Source organism: Mycobacterium sp. 852002-51152_SCH6134967 (genome assembly GCF_001667105.1).
Lineage (GTDB): Bacteria > Actinomycetota > Actinomycetes > Mycobacteriales > Mycobacteriaceae > Mycobacterium > Mycobacterium neumannii_A.
In genome coordinates, this window is record NZ_LZIK01000026.1 from 45,265 (window position 1) to 64,191 (window position 18,927).

Genomic DNA, 18,927 nt, shown 5'->3' on the forward strand with positions numbered 1-18,927 from the left:
GTTATCGACACTGCCAGTTCGGGGTGCGCTTCTCCATGAACGCCTTGGGGCCCTCGGCGGCGTCGTCGGTGCGCACCACCCGCTCACGGAACGTCTCGGCGAGGATCTCCGCCTCGTGCAGCGGCAGGTCGAGCGTCTTGTGGATGGCCAACCGGGTACCCCGGACCGCGAGCGGGGCATTCGAGTTGACGATGTCGGCGATCTCGTGCGCGCGCTCCAACAGTCGGTCGTGCTCCACCACCTCGCTGATCATGCCCAGCTCGTACGCCCGTTCGGCGCTCATCCGCTCGTGCTTGCCCATCAGCGCCATGCGTAGCGCGATGTTGCGCGGCAGGATCCGGGCCAGCCGGACCATCTCGCGGCCGGCCACCAGACCGATGCTCACGTGCGGATCGAAGAACGTGGCCTTGTCGGAAGCGATCGCGATGTCGCCGGTGGTGATCCAGTCCAGTCCTGCCCCACAACACAACCCGTTCACGGCAGTGAGGACCGGCTTGGCCATCCGCCGGAACGGGGGAGTGCCCTCCTGTGGCGCCTCCCACTGTTCGTAGGTGGACAGGTACGGCCGCTCATAGATGACCCTGCCGTCCTCGGGGATCTCGCCGACATCGGCGCCGGTGCAGAACGCACGGCCCGTGCCGGTCACGATCAGGATCCAGATGTCGTCGTCGTTCTCGGCTTCGTCGTAGGCGTTGCGAAGTTCTGAGACCATGTGCGGGCTCAGCGCATTGAGCGCATTGGGCCGGTTCAAGGTGATCGTGGCCTTGTGCCCGTCGACCTCGTAGGTGATGTTCTCGAAAGTGGGGGACATCGTCTTCCTATCCGTCAGCGCCCTTGGAATTCCGGCGGGCGCTTGTCGCGGAACGCCGCCAACCCTTCTTTGAAATCGGTGGTTCGGCAGGACAACTCGACGTTGTAGAGCTCCCTGTCCATGGTGTCGGAAAGCGACGCGTGCTGGCCGTAGTGCATGGATTGTTTGGCAAGGCCCATCGCGACGGTCGGCCCGGATGCCAACCGCTCGACGAGTTCGTCGCTCACCGCGGATAATTCGTCTTCGGGCACCGCGGCGTGGATCAGACCCCACTGCGCCGCGTCGGCGCCGCTGACCCTCTCGCCCAGCAGCAGCATCCGCTTGGCGCGCGCCAGGCCGACGAGGCGGGGCAGCAGCCAGGTCGAACCCGAGTCGGGGCTGAATCCGCGGCCGAGGAACGGCTCCCAGAACACGGCGTCCTTCGCGGCCACGGTGAAGTCGGCTGCCAGCGCCAGGTTACAACCGAGCGCGGCGGCCCAGCCGCGCACCGTGCACACCACCGGTAGATGAAGTGTGTGGACCAGTTCGACCACTCGGTGCGCGGTGTGGGGTTGGCGCCGGAGGATATCTCCGGTGCGGGGACGCCGGTCGCCGGCGTTGGAAGCCACCCAGTCCACCCCGGCGCAGAAATCCGACCCTTCGCCACGGATATGCACAGCGCGTAGGGAATCGTCGGTGGCGGCTGCGGTCAATGTCGCCACGAGCGTGTCGGTCATGCTGCGGCTCAACGCGTTACGCCGCGATGGGCGGCTCAGCGTGATACGCAGGATCGCGCCGTCGCGCGAGGTCTCGACCACGCCGTCGTCAGCCGCATCGGTCACCGTTGAATCCGCCAATCTCGAGCTATACGGTTAGACATACAGTATTGCTATCTTGTACAAGTTAGCAAGGACAGCGGTCGAAAAGACGGCGCCGCCGACGAGAGGCCATCGATGGCACAGGACACGCCGAGCTACGGCGAGCAACCGCTGGCGCAGACCGTCGCGGCCGCGGGTGCCCTGCGTCGGCTCAGCGGCCTGCTGCTGTCACTGGAACACGACCATCCCACCGTCGACGTGATGCTGCGCCAGATCGGTGACTGGGAACGTGAATTGGCCGCCGCCGCTCCGACCGATATGGCGCCGCGCATAGGCCCCGACGCCGCGGAGGCGCAGCGGGTATACCTCGACCACGCCTTCGACGTCGGCGCGTACAACCCGGCGTTTCCCGAATACACCGTCGATGAGCTCGACGCGGACTCCGCGTCGGGCAGGGTCACGTTCCCGGTCGTCTTCGAAGGTCCACCAGGATTGGTCAACGGTGGGTTTCTCGCTGTGTTCTTCGACTGCGTGACCCAGCATCACAGCTGTGCCATGGGCCGAACGGGCAAGACCCGCTCGTTGACCGTCACCTTCCGCAGGCCGACGCCGATCCTCACGGAGCTGCAATTCGACGTGAGGCGCGTGGAGGCCGACGGCCGCGTGACATCGACGGCCCGGTTGCTGCTCGGCGACGAGGTGTTGTGCATCGGTGAGTTCAACACGTCGGCGTCCTCACCCGAGCGGCTGTCGGTGTTCCAATTCGGGAAGCGCCGGCCGAGATGACCAGCGCGCACAGGATCCGTCAGCCCCGAGTGGCCGAGATCATCGCTGCGCGGCTGCGAGACGACATCCTGTCCGGGCGGCTCAAAGAGGGCGACGTGCTGCCATCGCAGGACGGCCTTCTCGCTGAGTTCGGCGTCAGCCCACCGGCCTTGCGCGAGGCCATCCACATCCTCGAGACGGAAGGCCTGATCTCGGTACGGCGGGGCAACGTGGGGGGTGCGGTCGTGCATCAGCCGTCGGCGGACCGCACCGCCCACATGATCAGCATGGTGTTGCAGGCCCGGTCGGCGACTCCCGCGGACGTCAGCGGCGCACTGCTGCACCTCGAACCGATCTGCGCGAGCATGTGCGCGGCCAGGGCCGACCGCAGGACCGAGGTCGTACCCCACCTCGAGGACGAGATACAGAGACAGATCGACGAATTCGACGACCCGTCACGGTATGTCCCCAATGCCCGGCGGTTCCACGAGACGATCGTCTCCCGCTGCGGCAACGAGCCAATGATCCTGTTGATCGGCTCGTTGGAGCTGATCTGGTCGGCGCACGAGTCGTCGGTGTGGGGCGACGAGACGGGCGCCGATCCGATGAACGACAAGACAATGCGGGCCGCGCTGCGCGATCACCAACGCCTGCTCGACGCGATCCGCGACGGCAATCAGGCCCGCGCGGCGCGGCTGGCCGCAGACCACCTTGCGGCCGCACGGCGCAACACGCTCGCGGCCGGAACGGACAAAACCATTGAGGCCAAGCTCATTTCCGACGTTCAGTGAGGACACTCCATGACCACCGCCGATGACCGTGTGCTGTTCGACGTCGACCGCGACAAGCGGATCGCGACCATCACGCTGAACAACCCCGCCCAGCGCAACTCCTACGACGCGGCGATGCGCGAGACCGTCGGTCGCCACCTCGACCAGGTCGCCGAGGACGACGACATCACCGTCGTGCTGCTGCGCGGCGCCGAAGGGGTGTTCAGCACCGGGGCGGACATGAACAACGCCTACGGCTGGTATGGCGAGAAGGACTCGGCGCAAGCCAAGCGGCGCCCGAGCCAACGCAGGCGATTGACGGTGGACCGCAAGTCGTTCGGCTTCTACCACAACTTCATGGGCTTCCCGAAGGTCACGGTGGGGGAGATCAGCGGGTACGCCCTGGGCGGCGGCTTCGAGATGGCGCTCATGACCGACATCTCCGTCATCGCCCGCACCACCAAGATCGGCATGCCTGCCACCCGGTTCCTGGGGCCCGCGCTGGGCAGCCTGCACATGTTCTTCCATCGGCTGGGCCCCGTGCTGGCACGCCGACTGCTGCTGACCGGCGACATCATCGAGGCCGGCTCGGTCGAACATCTCGGCGTCTTCACCGAGACCTGCGAGGCCGACCAGGTGACCAAGCGGGCCCGGTACTGGGCGGAGAAGGCCGCCAAGATGCCCGCCGACGGCGTCGTGATCGCCAAGGAGGCGTTCCGTCTCGTCGAGCAGAGCCAGGCCTACCAGGGTGAGGAAGTGGCGAGCTACCTGTTCCATGCGTACGGGACGAACCTGCAGTTCGCAGAGGGGGAGTTCAACTTCGTCAAGACCCGCGCCCAGCACGGCACCAAGGAGGCGTTCCGGCTGCGTGACGAGCATTTCCACGTATCGGAGCCCGAGTAGCGGCGTCCGCTACAGTATCTGTTAGTTTTGTAACGTCGTTAACGTCGAAACCCGAGGTAGAAACATGGGAACACCCGTCATCGTCGGTGCCGCCAGGACCGCGATCGGCCGATCCTTCAAGGGGACGCTGGTCAACACTCCGCCGGAGACGCTGATCACCGCCGTCCTGCCGGAGGTGATCCGTCGCTCGGGTATCGACCCCAACGACATCGACGATCTGATCTTCGCCGAATCCCATTATGGCGGGGGCGATTTGGCGCGCTATGCGGCCGACGCAGCCGGGTTGCCGGATGTCCCGGGCCAGTCGGTGAACCGGCACTGCGCGGGCAGCCTCACCGCGATCGGCAACGCCGCGGCGCAGATCGGCTCCGGTATGGAACGTGCGCTGATCGCCGGCGGCGTGCAGTCGCTGTCGATGACGCCGCTGGTCAACTGGCGTATCCCGGGCCCTGAACTGAAGTTCGAAGAGAAGTGGATGCCGCCCACCCACGTCGAGACGCCGGACGCGCCGACGCGCGACATGTCGATCACCGTCGGGTGGAACACCGCGCAGTCGGTCGGCATCACGCGCGAGGAGATGGACGCCTGGGCGGCGCGCTCACACCAGCGCGCGATCGCCGCGATCGACGCGGGCAAGTTCGTCGACGAGATCGTGCCGCTGAAGGTGCAGCAGTTCGACGGCTCGGTCACCGAGTTCAGCGTCGACGAGCACCCGCGCCGCGACACCACGGCCGAGAAGCTGGCCGGGCTCAAGCCCCTGCACCCCGAGATCGAGGGCTTCTCGATCACCGCGGGCAACAGCAGCGGCACCAACGACGCGGCCGCCGCGGTAGCGCTCGTCGACAGCGGCTATGCCGCCGCCAACAACCTGACCACGCTGGCCACCGTGAAGGCTTGGGCCGCAGCGGGTGTGCCGCCTCGCGACTGCGGGCTCGGTGCGGTGAAGGTGATCGGCAAGGTGCTCGACCGCGCCGGCCTCAAGCCGTCCGACGTCACGCTGTGGGAGATCAACGAGGCTTTCGCGTCGGTGCCGATCGCGGCGTGCCGCGAGTACGGCATCGACGAGGAGCTGGTGAACTTCTCCGGAAGTGGTTGCAGCCTCGGCCATCCCATCGCGGCGTCGGGCGCGCGGATGGTCACCACGCTGGTCTACGAATTGCAGCGGCGCGGCGGCGGAATCGGCGTCGCGGCCATGTGTGCCGGCGGCGGCCAGGGCGGCGCGGTCGTCGTCGAGGTCTAGCAGGCTTGGGTGTAGTTGGTTGCGGTGAGCGCGACCAACTACGCCGAACCCGCATCTAGCGCTTGCGGGCGGTCTTCTTCGCCGACTTCGCGCCGGCGTCGTCGATCAGGCGTTCCGCCCGGTCGAGGATGCACTCGAGACCGAACTCGAAGTTCTTGTCGTCGGCCGCGCCGATGTGGTGGCCCTTCTCGGTGACCAACGCCAGCAGCGGTGTGCTGTCGGCGTCGATGCTCATGGTGTCCTCGAGATCGCTGGGGCCCTCGTTGGCGGCCCGATTCTTCTCCCGAAGGCGGTGCAGCACAACGGATCCGCGAACGTGCACCGAGACCGCCGAGTAGGTGTCGAACGCGTCCTCGGCCGACAGGCCTGCCTCGACCAGGCCGGCGATCGCCTTCTCCACCTCCTGCACGCCGAGCTTGGCCACCCGGGGGCTCAGCGCCGACCGGATGAGGATCAGGTCGCAAAGAATCGGGTTGCCCATGAACGTCTTTCGCATGGTGTGGGCATGGTTGCGCAGCGTCTCGCGCCAGTCCTTGGCTTCGACGTAGGGCGTGGCGAACACGTACTGGCGCAGCGCGCGGTCGGTCATCGCGTTGAGTAGATCGTCCTTCTTGCGGAAGTACCAGTAGATGCTGGTGACGCCGACGCCGAGATGCTTGCCGAGCAGCGGCATGGACAGGTTGTCGATGCCCACCTCTTCGGCGAGTTCGAAGGCGCCCTTGATGATGTCGTCGGGATTGATCGATCCGCGCTCGCGTCGTTGACGCTTCTCCGCGGTCGCCTGCCTTGCCACCTAGGGCACCTCCATCGAATAAGCCGCGCGCACCCCCGTAAAGCGGGGTTGGTGGACCTGAATGTACCGTCAGCCGCCCCTGATCTGCGCCAATGCAGGTGTGTCGCGGCTGCGCCGTTGCCGTCAACCATACCGGGAGCCGTTCCGTCACCGGTCTCCACGTGGATTTCGCTGTTCTACTGTAAGTCCTATAGTAAGCTTTTCTACGCAATCGGGTGAGCGAAAGGCCGCATGGACCTCGGGCTGAAGAATGCCACCGCTGTCGTTGTCGGCGGCGGGCGCGGAATGGGTTTTGCGACGGCGCGCTGCCTGGCCGAGGATGGAGCCAGGGTCGCAATTGTCGGACGGACGCCGGATGTCCTCGCCGACGCGGCGACGGCCCTTGCCGAAATCGGCAGCCCGGACACGCTCGCGCTGAGTGCCGACACGACCGACGCCGATCAGGTGCAGCGAGCCTTCGACGAAGTCGCGCAGCGCTGGGACGGCCGACTCAACATCCTGATCAACGCCGTCGGCCCCGATGCCGTCGGCACCTTCGAGGACCTCACCGACGAGCAGTGGCGCATCGCGTTCGACAGCGGCGTGATGGGCATGGTGCATTGCGTGCGCTCGGCGCTACCGCTGTTGCGCGCGGCCGAATGGGCGCGCGTGGTCAACTTCTCCGCCCATTCAACGCAACGGCAGAGCGTGATCCTGCCCGCCTACACCGCCGCCAAAGCGGCGCTGACGAGCATCTCAAAGAACCTGTCGCTGCTGCTGGCCCCCGACGAGATCATGGTCAACGTGGTCTCTCCGGGCAGCATCGCCTCCGAGGCGCTGATCGGCTGGGCCGAGTCGGTGGGCGTCGACGGCAACGATCCGTACGCGTTGATGTCGGCCATCGGCGAGCACTTCGGCCATCCGGCGCATCTCCCGCGCGCGGGATTGCCCGACGAAATCGCGCCCGTGGTCGCATTTCTCGCGTCTCGCCGCAACTCGTACATGACCGGTGCCAACGTCAACGTCGACGGGGGCTCAGATTTCACCTGAACCTTCGCGTGAGGTTCATCGGAATCGGCTGAGGAGGTCGTCGTGGCTTCGGCGAAGGACGCCCGGGAGTGGGCTCGAAATCATCTGCGCGGCATCGGTGATTCGCTGTACACGCCGTTTCGCGGTGTCGACGGCGACGGCATCGACTGGGACGCCTACCGGACGCTGGTGCGGCACTGCGTCGGCGCGTTGAACCATCCGCTGTTGTGGTGTACGAGCGGTATCGCCGAGTTCTGGGCGCTGACCATCGACGAGCGAAAGCGCCTGCTGGAGATCGCGATCGAGGAGGGCCGCGCCGCCAACCCTGACGTCGTCGTGCAGGCGTGCACGGCGGCGACGGCGGCCAAGGACTGCCTCGAGCTCACGCGTCACGCGCAAGAGGCCGGCGCCGACATCGTCTACATCCAGACCCCGATGATGGAGGCGCACGGCGGGCAGGGGGTGCTGAACTTCTTCCGCTACATCGCCGACCGCACCGACATCGCATTGGGCATGTTCAATTCGCCGTCGTCGGGCTATGTCCTGACGCCGGCCGAAAGCGCCGCTATCTACGACCAGATTCCGGCGGTCTGCGCGACGAAGGAGGGCGCGTTCCGCCCGATGGCCAGCCGGATGCTGCACGAGTTGGCGCCGGATCTCGCGGTGTGGGAGTGCGACAAGACCGTGTACCGCGCGGGCTGGCTGCGCGACGGCATCGTCTGCCCCGCGCAGCTCGGCACCGCCGGCTACCTGTTCGAGACCCCGGAGCGACGCGTGTTCAGCGAGTACTGGGAGCTGATCGTCAATGACAAACTGGTCGAGGCGATGGACCACGCGCGCGAGTCCGGGCTCGACCAGTTCGACCTCGACATGGGCTCGTGGTTTACCTGCTATCCCGGGCGACCCGATTACTTCACCCACTGGGGCGGCGCGTTCAAGTACGCGGCGTCGGTGCTCGGCCTACCGATCGGGGAGTACCCGCACTCCCGGCCGCCGCAGGCCCACCTGCCCGCCGAGGCGAAAGCCCAGATCGACACCGCGTATCGGCGGCTCGGGCTGGTCGACAACTAGCTGGGGGACGGTTGCGGAAGGCACTACCGATAGGTGTACAGTATGAGCATTCACAGAGCTTGCGCCGCTGGAAGGGGACTGCTGGGTGAGCGCTCCTGACCAAGTCGCCGACGCCCACTCCGACTCTGAGGCCGCGCCGGTCCGCTACGAGGTGTTCGACACCGGGGTCGCGCTGCTCACGCTCAACCGGCCCGACCGGATGAACGGGTGGGGTGGCGGGCTCGCCGGCACGTTCTACGAACGCATGGACGACGCCGAGGCCGACCCCGCGGTGCGCGCGATCGTGGTCACCGGCAGCGGCCGCGCGTTCTGCGCCGGAGCCGACATGGGGGACCTGACGACGATCAGCGCCGCGACGGTCGATGCCGCCGCCGACACAGACGTCGGAAAGCTGGTCGGCGCCCGGCATCCGCATTTTCTGATGGGCATGCGCAAGCCCGTCATCGCCGCGATCAACGGCGCTTGCGCGGGCATGGGGCTGACTCTCGCCCTGGCGTGCGACGTGCGCTTCGCGGCCGAGGGCGCCAAGTTCACCACGTCGTTCGCCCGGCGCGGGTTGATCGCCGAATACGGCATCTCCTGGATCCTGCCGCGCATCGTCGGCACCGGCGTGGCCATGGACCTGCTGCTGTCCGGCCGGGTGTTCTTCGCCGACGAGGCCGCCCGGCTGGGTGTGGTCAACGACGTGGTGGCACCGCAGGAGTTGCTCCCACACGCGGTCGGCTATGCCGAGGACATCGCCGCCAACTGTGCGCCCAGTTCGCTGGCGGTGATCAAACAACAGGTGTACGCAGACAGCATGCGCGATGTCTTCGATGCCAGCGACCACGCCGAGAAGCTGATGCACGAGTCGATGACCCGACCCGATTTCCTCGAGGGCATCACGAGTTTCTTCGAGAAGCGCCCGCCGAACTTTCCGCCGATCAAGGAGGACACGCCATGACTTCCCCGAAACCGCTCGACTACATGGCGATCGACGTCGACAACCACTACTACGAGCCGATCGACGCGTTCACCCGGCACCTGCCCAAAGAGTTCAAACGCCGTGGGGTGCAGATGCTTACCGACGGCAAGCGCACCTACGCCGTGATGGGCGGCGTGGTCAACCACTTCATCCCCAACCCGACGTTCGACCCGATCATCGAGCCGGGGTGCCTAGATCTGTTGTTCCGCGGCGAGATCCCCGACGGTGTGGATCCGGCCTCGCTGATGAAGGTCGACCGGTTGGGGGATCACCCCGAGTACCAGAACCGCGACGCCCGGGTGAAGATCCTCGACAAGCAGAACCTCGAAACGGTGTTCATGCTGCCGACATTCGCGTGTGGGGTCGAGGAGGCCCTCAAACACGACATCGAGGCCACCATGGCGTCGGTGCACGCGTTCAACCTCTGGCTCGACGAGGACTGGGGTTTCGACCGGCCCGACCACCGGTTCATCTCGGCGCCGATCGTCTCGCTGGCCGATCCCGACAAAGCCGTCGAGGAAGTCGAATTCGTGCTCGGCCGTGGCGCCAAGACGGTGTGCGTGCGGCCCGCGCCGGTACCCGGTCTGGTCAAGCCGCGCTCGCTGGGTGACCCGCTGCACGACCCGGTGTGGGCGCGACTGGCCGAAGCCGGTGTGCCGGTGATCTTCCACCTGTCCGACAGCGGTTACCTCGCGATCGCCGCATTGTGGGGTGGAAAGGCGACGTTCGAGGGTTTCGGGAAGAAGGACCCGCTCGACCAGGTCCTGCTCGACGACCGTGCGATCCACGACACGATGGCGTCGATGATCGTGCACCAGGTCTTCACCCGCCACCCGAAGCTCAAAGTGGCCAGCATCGAGAACGGCTCCTACTTCGTCTACCGCTTGATCAAACGGCTCAAGAAGGCGGCGAACACCGCGCCGTACCACTTCAAGGAAGACCCGGTCGAACAGTTGCGCAACAACGTCTGGATCGCCCCCTACTACGAGGACGACGTCAAACTGCTGGCCGAGACCATCGGCGTGGACAAGATCCTGTTCGGCTCGGACTGGCCGCACGGTGAGGGCCTCGCCGATCCGATGGCGTTCACCGCCGACATCCCGCAGTTCCCAGAGTTCAGCGTCGAAGACACCCGAAAGGTGATGCGCGACAACGCACTGGACCTGCTCGGCGTGAACGTTCCGGCCGTGTGATGCCGACCGGATTCGGAATCAGGCGTCACTGTGCGGTTTCATCCGGACATGGCCGCGTGTCGCGGATGAAACCGCACAACGGGAACCTCGGGGGCGCTGGCAGATGAGCGAGTGGACGATCGGAGGGGTTCTCGACGCGATTGCCCAGGCGGTACCCGATCGGGTGATGACGGTGTGCGGCAGCCGCCGCAGCACCTTCGGTGAATCGGCGGACCGCACCCGCCGCCTCGCCAACTATCTGGCCGCACAAGGGCTCGGGGCACACCGCGAACGCGACGAACTGCAGAACTGGGAGTGCGGACAAGACCGCGTCGCGCTGCTCATGCACAACGATCTGTACCCGGACATGGTGATCGGATGCCTGAAGGCCCGCACGATCCCGGTCAACGTCAACTACAACTACACCCCGCGCGAGGTCGCCGAGCTCCTCGATTACCTGCGTCCGCGCGCGGTCATCTACCACCGGTCGTTCGGCCCGAAGTTCGCCGACGTGCTGCCGCCCGCCTCGGCGGACCTGTTGATCGAGATCGACGACGACACTTCCGTACGACAGCTCGCCGACGCCATCACACTCGATGATGTTCTCGCGCAAGGCGATAGCGACGCCGACATCGCCGCCTCGCCCGACGATGTGATGATGGTGTGCACCGGCGGCACGACCGGCCGGCCCAAGGGGGTGATGTGGCGGCAGAGCGACACCTACGTCATCTCGATGAACGGGGCCGACCACGAGTCGGTCGACGAGATCCACGCCAAGGTCGCGCACGGCGGTCAGGCCTGGTTCGCGGTCTCGCCGCTGATGCATGCGGCGGGGATGTGGACGGCGTTCGCCGCCCTGCTCAACGGCCTGCCCGTGATCCTCTACGACCGAACGCGATTCGACGCGCGGGCAGTGCTGGAAACCGCCCAGCGGGAGAAGGTCGGGCTGATGACGATGGTCGGCGATGCCTACGCGGCGCCGTTGGTCGAGGAGCTGCGTCGCGGGACGTACGACCTGTCGTCCTTGTTCGCGATCGGGACCGGTGGGGCGGCCACCAATCCGAAACATCAACGCGCCCTTCTGGAGTTGCTGCCTCAGATCACCCTCATCAACGGGTACGGGTCCTCCGAGACCGGCAATGTCGGATTCGGCCGCAGCCAGCGCGGCGAGCAGAAGGAGACCTTCGAGTTGCGCGAGGGCGCGCTGGTGTTGTCCGAGGACTATCGGCGCTTCCTCGAGCCGGGTGAGGACGAGATCGGTTTCGTCGCTCGTGGCGGACGGATCCCGCTCGGCTACTTCGACGACGAGGCGGCGACGCGCCGGACCTTCCCGGTGGTCGACGGTCAGCGCGTGGTGATCTCGGGTGACCGCGGATCGTTGGCCGCCGACGGCACGCTGCGGTTGTTCGGACGCGATTCATTGGTCGTCAACACGGGAGGCGAGAAGGTGTTCGTCGAGGAGGTCGAAGAGGTGCTGCGCGCGCATCCGGCGATATCCGACGCCCTGGTGGTGGGGCGGCCGAGCGAGCGGTGGGGTGAGGAGATCGTGGCGCTCGTTTCGCTGCGCGACGGCGCCGAAGCCGCTCACGAGCCGTTGCACGCGCACTGCACGTCGAGCCTGGCGCGGTTCAAGGCGCCGAAGGAGTTCATCTTCGTCGACCAGGTTCGTCGGCTCGGAAACGGCAAGCCCGACTACCGCTGGGCCAAAGCCGCTGCGACACAACAGGTGAGCGCATGAGCACGCGGGCCATTGATTGTCTGGTCAACGTCCACTTCGGCGAGACCGAACAGCAGCCGACGTGGATGCTCAAGGTCCGCGACGACTACTTCAAGGGCCCACCGTCGATGTTCGCCCCCGTCGACCTCGGCGAACTGCTCGAGGAGATGGACGAGCAGGGGGTCCAGAAGGCGATCCTGATGGACAGCATCGCCAAACCCTCGACCACGGCGCGCAAGTTCGTCGACGCCAGACCCGACAGGTTCGCGCTGGCGGTCGGCGGCGTCAACCTGCTGCGGCCGATCCCGTCGCTGCGCGAGTTGGCGGCCGTCGTCACCGACTTGCCGGTGGCGTATGCGGCGGTGGGACCGAGCTTTTGGGGCGACGGGCAATACCCGCCCAGCGACGCCGTGTACTACCCGCTCTACACCAAGTGCGCCGAACTCGGGGTGCCGCTGTGCGTCAACACCGGGATCCCCGGCCCACCGATCCCCGGCGAGGTGCAGAACCCGATCCACCTCGACCGCGTCTGCGTGCGATTCCCCGAACTCAAACTGTGCATGATTCACGGCGCCGATCCGTGGTGGGACGTCGCGATCCGCTTGCTGATCAAATACCAGAACCTTCGCCTGATGACGTCGGCGTGGTCGCCGAAGCGGCTGCCTGACAGCCTGCTGCACTACATGCGCACCCGTGGACCCAACAAGGTGATCTACGCGTCGGACTGGCCGGTGCTCAAGATGCGTCGGGTCGTGCCCGAGGCGCTCGCTCTTGACCTGCCGGCCGAGGTGCTGGACAACTACTTGTACAACAACGCGCAGGAGTTCTTCTTCGGCGCCGACGAGGAGCAGTGATGGACCGCTACGAACTGCGCAGGCTCGACTACAGCCTGTCGGATGATCACCAGGCGCTGCAGGCGGCGTACAAGGACTTCTTCAAGACGCACTGTTCGATCGAGACCGTCCGCGCCGCAGAGGCATCCGGCTTCGACAAGAGCCTGTGGGAGCGGCTGTGCACGATGGGCGCGACCACGATGGCCCTACCCGAGGACGTGGGCGGCGACGGTGCCACGCTGGTCGATCTGACCTTGGTGGCCGAGGAGATCGGCCGCTCGCTGGCGCCCGTGCCGTGGATCGATCACGTGAGCGCGGCGCGCCTGCTCGGCCGACTCGGCGCGACCGACCCCGACATCGTGAGCGGTACGCAGATCGTCGGGCTCGACCCTGCGCAGGACAGCGCATCGGGTGTGCGCCTGCTGCCGAGCGGATCGGTTGCCGACCACATCGTGCTGCGCGACGGAGACGACGTCGTCAAGCTGACGTTCGCCACCCGACCCACCAAGGTCGACAACATCGGCCGCCTGCCCATGGCGTGGATCGACCCGGCCGCCGCAGACACCCGCACCGTCCTGGCCAGCGGGACCGATGCGCTCGCGGAGTATCAACGGGCACTTGACGAATGGCGGGTGCTGACCGGCGCGGCGCTCGTCGGTCTGGTCGAGGAGACGATGACGATCGCCGCGGAGTTCGCCAAATCGCGCTACACCCTCGGAGTGCCCATCTCGACACTGCAGGCGATCTCGCATCCACTGGCCAACATCGCGATCACGGTGCAGGGCGGGCGCAACCTGGCTCGCCGCGCCGCATGGTTCCTCGACAACGAACCCGAAGAGCGGCGTGAACTGGCGCCGTCGGCGTTCGTGTTCATGGCCGAAGAGGCGTCCAAGGCCGCCACGATGGCGGTGCAGGTTCAAGGCGGGCTCGGGGTGTCGGCGGAGGCCGCCGCCAGTGCCTACCTGCTGCGTGCCCGCGGGTGGGCGCTCGCCGGGGGAGACCCGGCCGCCAGCGCCAAGTACATCGCAGGCATCGTCGCGGCTCGCGAGAGCGGAGAGGGCAAGTAATGGATTTCTCACGGGTCGAACTCTCCGAAGAGGACCAGGCGTTCCTCCAGGAGTCGCGCGCCTTCCTGCGCGAGATCGTCACCGAGGACGTCATCCGGCGCGACCGTGAGACCGGCGACAACTTCGACGAGGGCGTGCATCTGGCGCTGGGCAAGGCCGGATACCTTGCCCGCGAATGGAAGCCCGAGTCCGAGGGCGGGTTCAACCGGGTTCGGCGGCGCATCTGGGAGCTGGAGAAGCGCCGTGCCCACGTGCCATGGGTGACGTTCGGCACCACGGCCATGATCGCCCGGTCGGTCGACAAGTTCGGCTCAGCCGAACTCAAGGCCGAGGTGATGCCGCGGGTATACAACGGCGAGGTCCGGCTTTGCCTCGGCTACACCGAACCCGAGGGCGGATCCGACGTGGCCACGTGCAAGACCAGGGCCGTGCGCGACGGCGACGGGTGGGTTATCAACGGCTCCAAGATGTTCACCACCGGCGCGCACAACTGCCAGTACGTCTTCCTGATCACCAACACCGATCCCGACGCGCCGAAACACAAGAGCCTCACCATGTTTCTGGTTCCTCTGGATTCGCCCGGCATCGAGATCCAGGGCATCCGCACGGTCGACGGCGACCGGACGAACATCGTCTACTACAGCGACGTACGCGTCGACGACAAGTACCGTCTCGGCGAGGTCAACGACGGCTGGACGGTGGTGCGCGAACCGCTCAACGTCGAGCACGGCGCGGTCGAGGCGGCCGCCGACGGCCTTCAGGACGTTTCGATCATGATGCACCAGGCCAACACCATGGCCGCCGCCGTCGACAAGGCCGCCGCCAAGGTCACTGAGCCGGATCCCAACGGCCGCAGGCTGATCGATGACGGGTCGGTCGCATACCGCTTGGGCCGCAGCGTCGCCCGCATGGAGGCGGCTTTCTCGGCCACCAGCATCTTCGGTCGGGTGGCCTTGGCGCAGACGATGCGCGACATCTCACCGGATCTGATGGACATGCTCGGTACTGCGGCCTCGCTGCCGCTGGGCACCGACGGGGCCGCCGACGACGGCGCGGCCGAGTACGTGTACCGCTTCGCGCCGCTGGTCGGGATCTACGGCGGCACGCTAGAGGTGTTCCGCAACATGATCGCCCAGTACGTGCTCGGCCTCGGCAAGCCCGCATACGCCCCGCCGGCCAGGAAAGCCTCCTAACCTTGTTTCCGCGAGCGCCCGTGTTTGCACACGACACGCCGCGAACATGTGACAATTTTCGGTCGCTCGCGAGGTGGAGAACATGACAGAAACGCCGCCGACAGCAACACCACCCGCCCGCCGCGCGCTGGTGATGGGTCCGAGCGGTTTCGTCGGCTCGCACGTCACACGCAAACTCGCCGAACGCGGCGACGACGTCAGGGTGTATCTGCGTCAGACGAGCTCGACGGTGGCGATCGACGACCTCGACGTCGAACGCTGTTACGGCGATCTCTACGACGAGGAAGCGCTTCGCGCGGCGATGGCCGACCGCGACGTCGTCTACTACTGCGTCGTCGACACCCGATTCCATCTGAGCGACCCGGCCCCGTTGTTCGAGACCAACGTCAACTGCCTGCGTCGCGTGCTCGACATCGCGGCGAAGGCCGGGCTGCACCGGTTCGTCTTCTGCAGCACGATCGGCACGATCGCACTCGGTGATGGAAGCCGCCCGGTGACCGAGGACATGCCCTTCGACTGGGGAGACAAGGGCGGTGCGTACATCGAATCGCGTCGCCAGGCCGAGGAACTGGTCCTGTCCTACGCCCGCGACCGTGGCCTTCCCGCCGTGGTGATGAACGTGTCCAACCCGTACGGGCCTCGCGACTGGCAACCGCACCAGGGGCTGATGGTGCAGTACGCGGCGTTCGGCAAGATCCCGGCCTACATCAAGGGCGTGTCCACCGAGGTCGTCGGTATCGAAGACGTCGCCGAGGCGTTCCTGCTCGCCGGCGAACGCGGCGCGGTCGGCGAGCGCTACATCATCTCCGAGAGCTACATGCCGATGCGCGACATGCTCACGACGGCGGCCAGGGCGGTCGGGGCGAAACCGCCGCGGTTCGGCGTCCCGCTTCCCGTGGTGTACGCCTCGGTGCGGGTCGCGGGCGCGCTGGCCCGACTGCTGCGGCGGGAGCTTCCGATCAACACGACCGGGATCCGGCTGTTGCACATCATGGCGCCTGCGGACCACAGTAAGGCTTCACGCGAACTCGGCTGGTATCCGCGGCCCACCGCCGAGTCGCTCGAGCGGGCCGCGCATTTTTACGTCGAACAGGCCAAGAAGATGAGCGCAAGATGACCACGAGATGACCGAGGCCGACCTCGTCGAGATCGAGGCGATCAAGCAACTGAAGGCGCGTTACTGCCGCTTCCTCGACACCAAGGACTGGGCGGCGTGGCGATCGCTGTTCGCCGACGGCTTCCTCAGCGACACTTCCCCTGCCGGTGGGAAGGTGATCCCTGGCGCCGACGACTTCGTCGCGTTCACCCGTAAGAGCCTGCGCAGTCAGGTCACCGTCCATCAGGTGCACGCCCCTGAGATCGAGCTGACCTCACCGACGACGGCCCGCGGCGTATGGGCCCTCGAAGACGTCGTGCGCTTCGGCCCCGGCGTCAACCTGCGCGGCTACGGCCACTATCACGAGACCTACGAGAAGATCGACGGGCAGTGGCGCTTCACCAGTTCGACATTGACACGCCTGCGCGAAGACGTCTTCAACGGCATTGTCGCCGTGTACATCTCCCCCCGCGTGCGCAAGCTCATCATGGCGGCCTCCCGCCGCGCGATGAAGTGAGCCCCCGGTCAGGGCCGGATGAACTCCAGCAGGTCGGGGTTGATGACGTCGTGGTGGGTGACGAACGCGCCGTGCGGAAAGCCGGGGTAGGTCTTCAAGGTTCCGTTCGGCAGTAGCTTCGCCGACAGCGGACCGGAGTTCTCGTACGGCACGATCTGATCGTCGTCGCCGTGCATCACCAGGACCGGAATGGTGATCTTCTTCAGGTCCTCGGTGAAATCGGTCTGCGAGAACGCGACGATGCCGTCGTAGTGCGCCTTGGCGCCGCCCATCATGCCTTGGCGCCACCAGTTCTCGATGATCGCTTCCGACGGTTCTATGCCCGGGCGGTTGAACCCGTAGAACGGGCCGGCGGCCAGAGAGCGATAGAACTCCGAGCGGTTCGCCGCCAACTGCGCCTGCAGATCGTCGAACACGTCCTTGGGCAGGCCACCGGGGTTGGCGTCCGTCTTGACCATCAGCGGCGGTACGGAACTGATCAGCACCGCCTTGGCCGCACGCGACTGCCCGTGCCGGGCCAGATAATGCGCCACCTCGCCACCGCCGGTGGAGTGGCCGATGTGGACCGCGTCGTGCAGATCGAGGTGCTCGACGACGGCGGCGAGATCGTCGGCGTAGTGGTCCATGTCGTGGCCGTCGGCGACCTGCGCCGAGCGGCCATGCCCACGGCGGTCGTGGGCGACCACGCGGTACCCGTGTTGCAGGAAGAACACCATCTGCGTGTCCCAGTCGTCGGCCGACAGCGGCCAACCGTGGCTGAACACGATCGGCTGACCCGACCCCCAGTCCTTGAAGAAGATCTCGACGCCGTCGTTCGTGGTGATCGTGGGCATGGTGGCTCCTTCCGGGAACATCCGGTCATGCGCACTCTGCCACGCCATGTCCTCCCGCGCGAGCGTGCGAGTCTGCACAGGACACGCCGGTCACGAGCGACACTGCACGCACGCTCACCCCGCGGTGACTGTGCGCATCCCGCGGTCAGGCGTTCGACAGCGCGGGCGGTCTGACGGCGTCCGGGTCCGGGTTCGCGATCGGCAGGCCCATGAACCGGCGTGCGTTGTCGCCCATGAAGTCGTAGGTGCGACGCACGTCCATGCCCTCGGCGTACTTCCAGAACCCCTTCGGTTCCGCGAGCCCCTCCGGGTGCGGGTAGTCCGAACCGAACAGCACCTTGTCCCAGCCCACGGTGTCAACGACGTCGGACACGCAGCCCTCCCAGAACGGGCTCACCCAGATGTTGCGCCGGAACACGTCGTGCGGATGCTCACCGAAGTTCTGCGGCATCTTGCGGTAGAGATCGCCGAAGTCCTTGAACAGCGGCTCGATCCACGAGCTGCCGTTCTCGACGCTGGCGATGCGCAGCTTGGGGAAGCGCGTCAGCGTGCCGTGGCAGATCAGGGCGGTGATCATGTCGGCGATTTCCCGATGTCCGAGCACCATCCACCGAAACGCGCTCTGCGCCATGAAGTTCTGGGTGTAGGGCGGTTCCCACTGCCCGACGTAATCGTCGAGCGGCGGATAGCTGGCGTGCAACACGATCGGCAACCCGGCCGCCTCGACGTCGCGCCAGAACGGGTCGAACTCGGGCAGCGCCGGTGAGCGCCAACCGTGCAGCCCCCGAACCGGTCCCGGTTTGATCAGCGCGACCTTGGCGCCGTTGGCGAGGATGTATTCCAGTTCGCGTTGCGCGCCGTCGACTTCGGAGAGGTTGATGATCGGAGTGGAGAAGATCCGGTCGTCGTAGTTGAAGCTCCAGTGCTCGGCCATCCACTGGTTGAGCGCATGAATGATCGCGAGGCTGAGTTGGGGATCGTCGGCGGTGGCGTGTTCGATGAGGCTGGCCAGGGTCGGGTAGTTCAGCGCCTCGACGACACCTTGGCGGTCGAGTTCGGCGATGCGGTCGACCGGGTTGCGGGTCGCCGCGGGTGCTTCGATCGCCGGGCCTTGCATCTCACGCAGAGTCAATCCGTCGGTGTTCTCACCGGCGAAGAACTTCTCGTGGGCGCCGGGCGCGGCCACCCGTTCGAACGTCGGGTTGGGGATGAAGTCGTTGACGCGGTTGTTGATGACGATTCGGGTATGCCGACCAATCTGCGCGAATTGCACCGCCCGCGAGTACTTGTCGGGCAGGTACTTGACCAGCGCGTCGGCGGTCTCGTACATGTGTTGGTCCGCGTCGAAGATCGGCGCATCGGTGAACTGGGTCATGG

Annotated in this window: 19 protein-coding genes; 14 read left to right on the plus strand and 5 right to left on the minus strand. The window is 66.4% G+C overall.

Annotated elements, in window-relative coordinates:
* Window position 1: 1 nt before the first annotated feature.
* Together A5790_RS09445 and A5790_RS09450 are read right to left on the minus strand one after the other, a co-directional pair.
* Window positions 2-811, minus strand: coding sequence for an enoyl-CoA hydratase/isomerase family protein (locus A5790_RS09445; protein ID WP_064398297.1), 810 nt, complete (start codon window positions 809-811; stop codon window positions 2-4).
* A 14-nt stretch (window positions 812-825) separates the two neighbouring features.
* The gene (locus A5790_RS09450; RefSeq protein ID WP_066842936.1) at window positions 826-1,632 is read right to left on the minus strand and encodes an enoyl-CoA hydratase/isomerase family protein; all 807 of its coding nucleotides are present in this window, start codon (window positions 1,630-1,632) and stop codon (window positions 826-828) included.
* A 111-nt stretch (window positions 1,633-1,743) separates the two neighbouring features.
* On the opposite strand from A5790_RS09450, the gene A5790_RS09455 reads away from it, so the two are divergent.
* The 4 genes from A5790_RS09455 to A5790_RS09470 all read left to right on the plus strand — a co-directional run bounded on the left by A5790_RS09455 (window position 1,744) and on the right by A5790_RS09470 (window position 5,286).
* Entirely contained in the window at window positions 1,744-2,394 is a 651-nt protein-coding gene (locus A5790_RS09455) for a hypothetical protein (RefSeq protein WP_066842938.1), read from the plus strand.
* Window positions 2,391-3,164: a FadR/GntR family transcriptional regulator gene (locus tag A5790_RS09460; RefSeq protein WP_066842940.1), complete on the plus strand. Its 774-nt coding sequence runs from the start codon at window positions 2,391-2,393 to the stop codon at window positions 3,162-3,164. Before A5790_RS09455 ends, A5790_RS09460 begins: the two co-directional genes overlap by 4 nt.
* A 9-nt stretch (window positions 3,165-3,173) precedes the next feature.
* The gene (locus tag A5790_RS09465) at window positions 3,174-4,046 is read left to right on the plus strand and encodes an enoyl-CoA hydratase/isomerase family protein (protein WP_066842942.1); all 873 of its coding nucleotides are present in this window, start codon (window positions 3,174-3,176) and stop codon (window positions 4,044-4,046) included.
* Between the two features lie 64 nt (window positions 4,047-4,110).
* Window positions 4,111-5,286 carry a thiolase family protein gene (locus tag A5790_RS09470; RefSeq protein WP_066842944.1) on the plus strand — a complete coding sequence of 392 codons (1,176 nt, stop codon included), beginning with the start codon at window positions 4,111-4,113 and terminating at the stop codon, window positions 5,284-5,286.
* Window positions 5,287-5,341: 55 nt separating this feature from the next.
* Here the strand turns inward: A5790_RS09470 and A5790_RS09475 are convergent, their stop codons facing one another.
* Window positions 5,342-6,079 carry a TetR/AcrR family transcriptional regulator gene (locus tag A5790_RS09475; protein ID WP_066809506.1) on the minus strand — a complete coding sequence of 246 codons (738 nt, stop codon included), beginning with the start codon at window positions 6,077-6,079 and terminating at the stop codon, window positions 5,342-5,344.
* 231 nt (window positions 6,080-6,310) lie between these two features.
* Here A5790_RS09475 and A5790_RS09480 point away from each other — a divergent pair, with 231 nt between their 5' ends.
* The 10 genes from A5790_RS09480 to A5790_RS09525 all read left to right on the plus strand — a co-directional run bounded on the left by A5790_RS09480 (window position 6,311) and on the right by A5790_RS09525 (window position 16,717).
* On the plus strand, window positions 6,311-7,108 hold the full coding sequence (locus tag A5790_RS09480) for an SDR family NAD(P)-dependent oxidoreductase (RefSeq protein ID WP_066842946.1): 798 nt from the start codon (window positions 6,311-6,313) through the stop codon (window positions 7,106-7,108).
* A gap of 42 nt (window positions 7,109-7,150) precedes the next feature.
* Window positions 7,151-8,158, plus strand: a complete 1,008-nt coding sequence (locus tag A5790_RS09485) for a dihydrodipicolinate synthase family protein (protein WP_066842948.1) — start codon at window positions 7,151-7,153, stop codon at window positions 8,156-8,158.
* A gap of 85 nt (window positions 8,159-8,243) precedes the next feature.
* Window positions 8,244-9,101: an enoyl-CoA hydratase gene (locus A5790_RS09490; protein WP_066842950.1), complete on the plus strand. Its 858-nt coding sequence runs from the start codon at window positions 8,244-8,246 to the stop codon at window positions 9,099-9,101.
* On the plus strand, window positions 9,098-10,315 hold the full coding sequence (locus A5790_RS09495; protein ID WP_066842953.1) for an amidohydrolase family protein: 1,218 nt from the start codon (window positions 9,098-9,100) through the stop codon (window positions 10,313-10,315). Before A5790_RS09490 ends, A5790_RS09495 begins: the two co-directional genes overlap by 4 nt.
* A gap of 103 nt (window positions 10,316-10,418) precedes the next feature.
* Window positions 10,419-12,032 carry an acyl-CoA synthetase gene (locus A5790_RS09500; RefSeq protein WP_066842955.1) on the plus strand — a complete coding sequence of 538 codons (1,614 nt, stop codon included), beginning with the start codon at window positions 10,419-10,421 and terminating at the stop codon, window positions 12,030-12,032.
* Window positions 12,029-12,865 (plus strand): amidohydrolase family protein, encoded by an 837-nt coding sequence (locus A5790_RS09505; RefSeq protein WP_066842957.1) that lies wholly within the window; start codon window positions 12,029-12,031, stop codon window positions 12,863-12,865. Before A5790_RS09500 ends, A5790_RS09505 begins: the two co-directional genes overlap by 4 nt.
* The gene (locus A5790_RS09510; protein ID WP_066842959.1) at window positions 12,865-13,911 is read left to right on the plus strand and encodes an acyl-CoA dehydrogenase family protein; all 1,047 of its coding nucleotides are present in this window, start codon (window positions 12,865-12,867) and stop codon (window positions 13,909-13,911) included. The genes A5790_RS09505 and A5790_RS09510 overlap by 1 nt, the downstream gene beginning before the upstream one ends.
* On the plus strand, window positions 13,911-15,104 hold the full coding sequence (locus tag A5790_RS09515) for an acyl-CoA dehydrogenase family protein (RefSeq protein ID WP_066842961.1): 1,194 nt from the start codon (window positions 13,911-13,913) through the stop codon (window positions 15,102-15,104). The genes A5790_RS09510 and A5790_RS09515 overlap by 1 nt, the downstream gene beginning before the upstream one ends.
* Before the next feature lie 82 nt (window positions 15,105-15,186).
* Window positions 15,187-16,221, plus strand: a complete 1,035-nt coding sequence (locus A5790_RS09520; protein ID WP_066843003.1) for an NAD-dependent epimerase/dehydratase family protein — start codon at window positions 15,187-15,189, stop codon at window positions 16,219-16,221.
* A 7-nt stretch (window positions 16,222-16,228) separates the two neighbouring features.
* Window positions 16,229-16,717 carry a nuclear transport factor 2 family protein gene (locus A5790_RS09525; RefSeq protein ID WP_066842963.1) on the plus strand — a complete coding sequence of 163 codons (489 nt, stop codon included), beginning with the start codon at window positions 16,229-16,231 and terminating at the stop codon, window positions 16,715-16,717.
* An 8-nt stretch (window positions 16,718-16,725) separates the two neighbouring features.
* On the opposite strand, the gene A5790_RS09530 is transcribed toward A5790_RS09525, so the two are convergent.
* Both A5790_RS09530 and A5790_RS09535 read right to left on the minus strand, forming a co-directional pair.
* A complete protein-coding gene (locus tag A5790_RS09530; RefSeq protein WP_066843005.1) occupies window positions 16,726-17,550 on the minus strand; it encodes an alpha/beta fold hydrolase in 825 nt (274 codons plus the stop codon).
* Between the two features lie 145 nt (window positions 17,551-17,695).
* The gene (locus tag A5790_RS09535; protein ID WP_066842964.1) at window positions 17,696-18,925 is read right to left on the minus strand and encodes an amidohydrolase family protein; all 1,230 of its coding nucleotides are present in this window, start codon (window positions 18,923-18,925) and stop codon (window positions 17,696-17,698) included.
* Window positions 18,926-18,927: the final 2 nt, after the last annotated feature.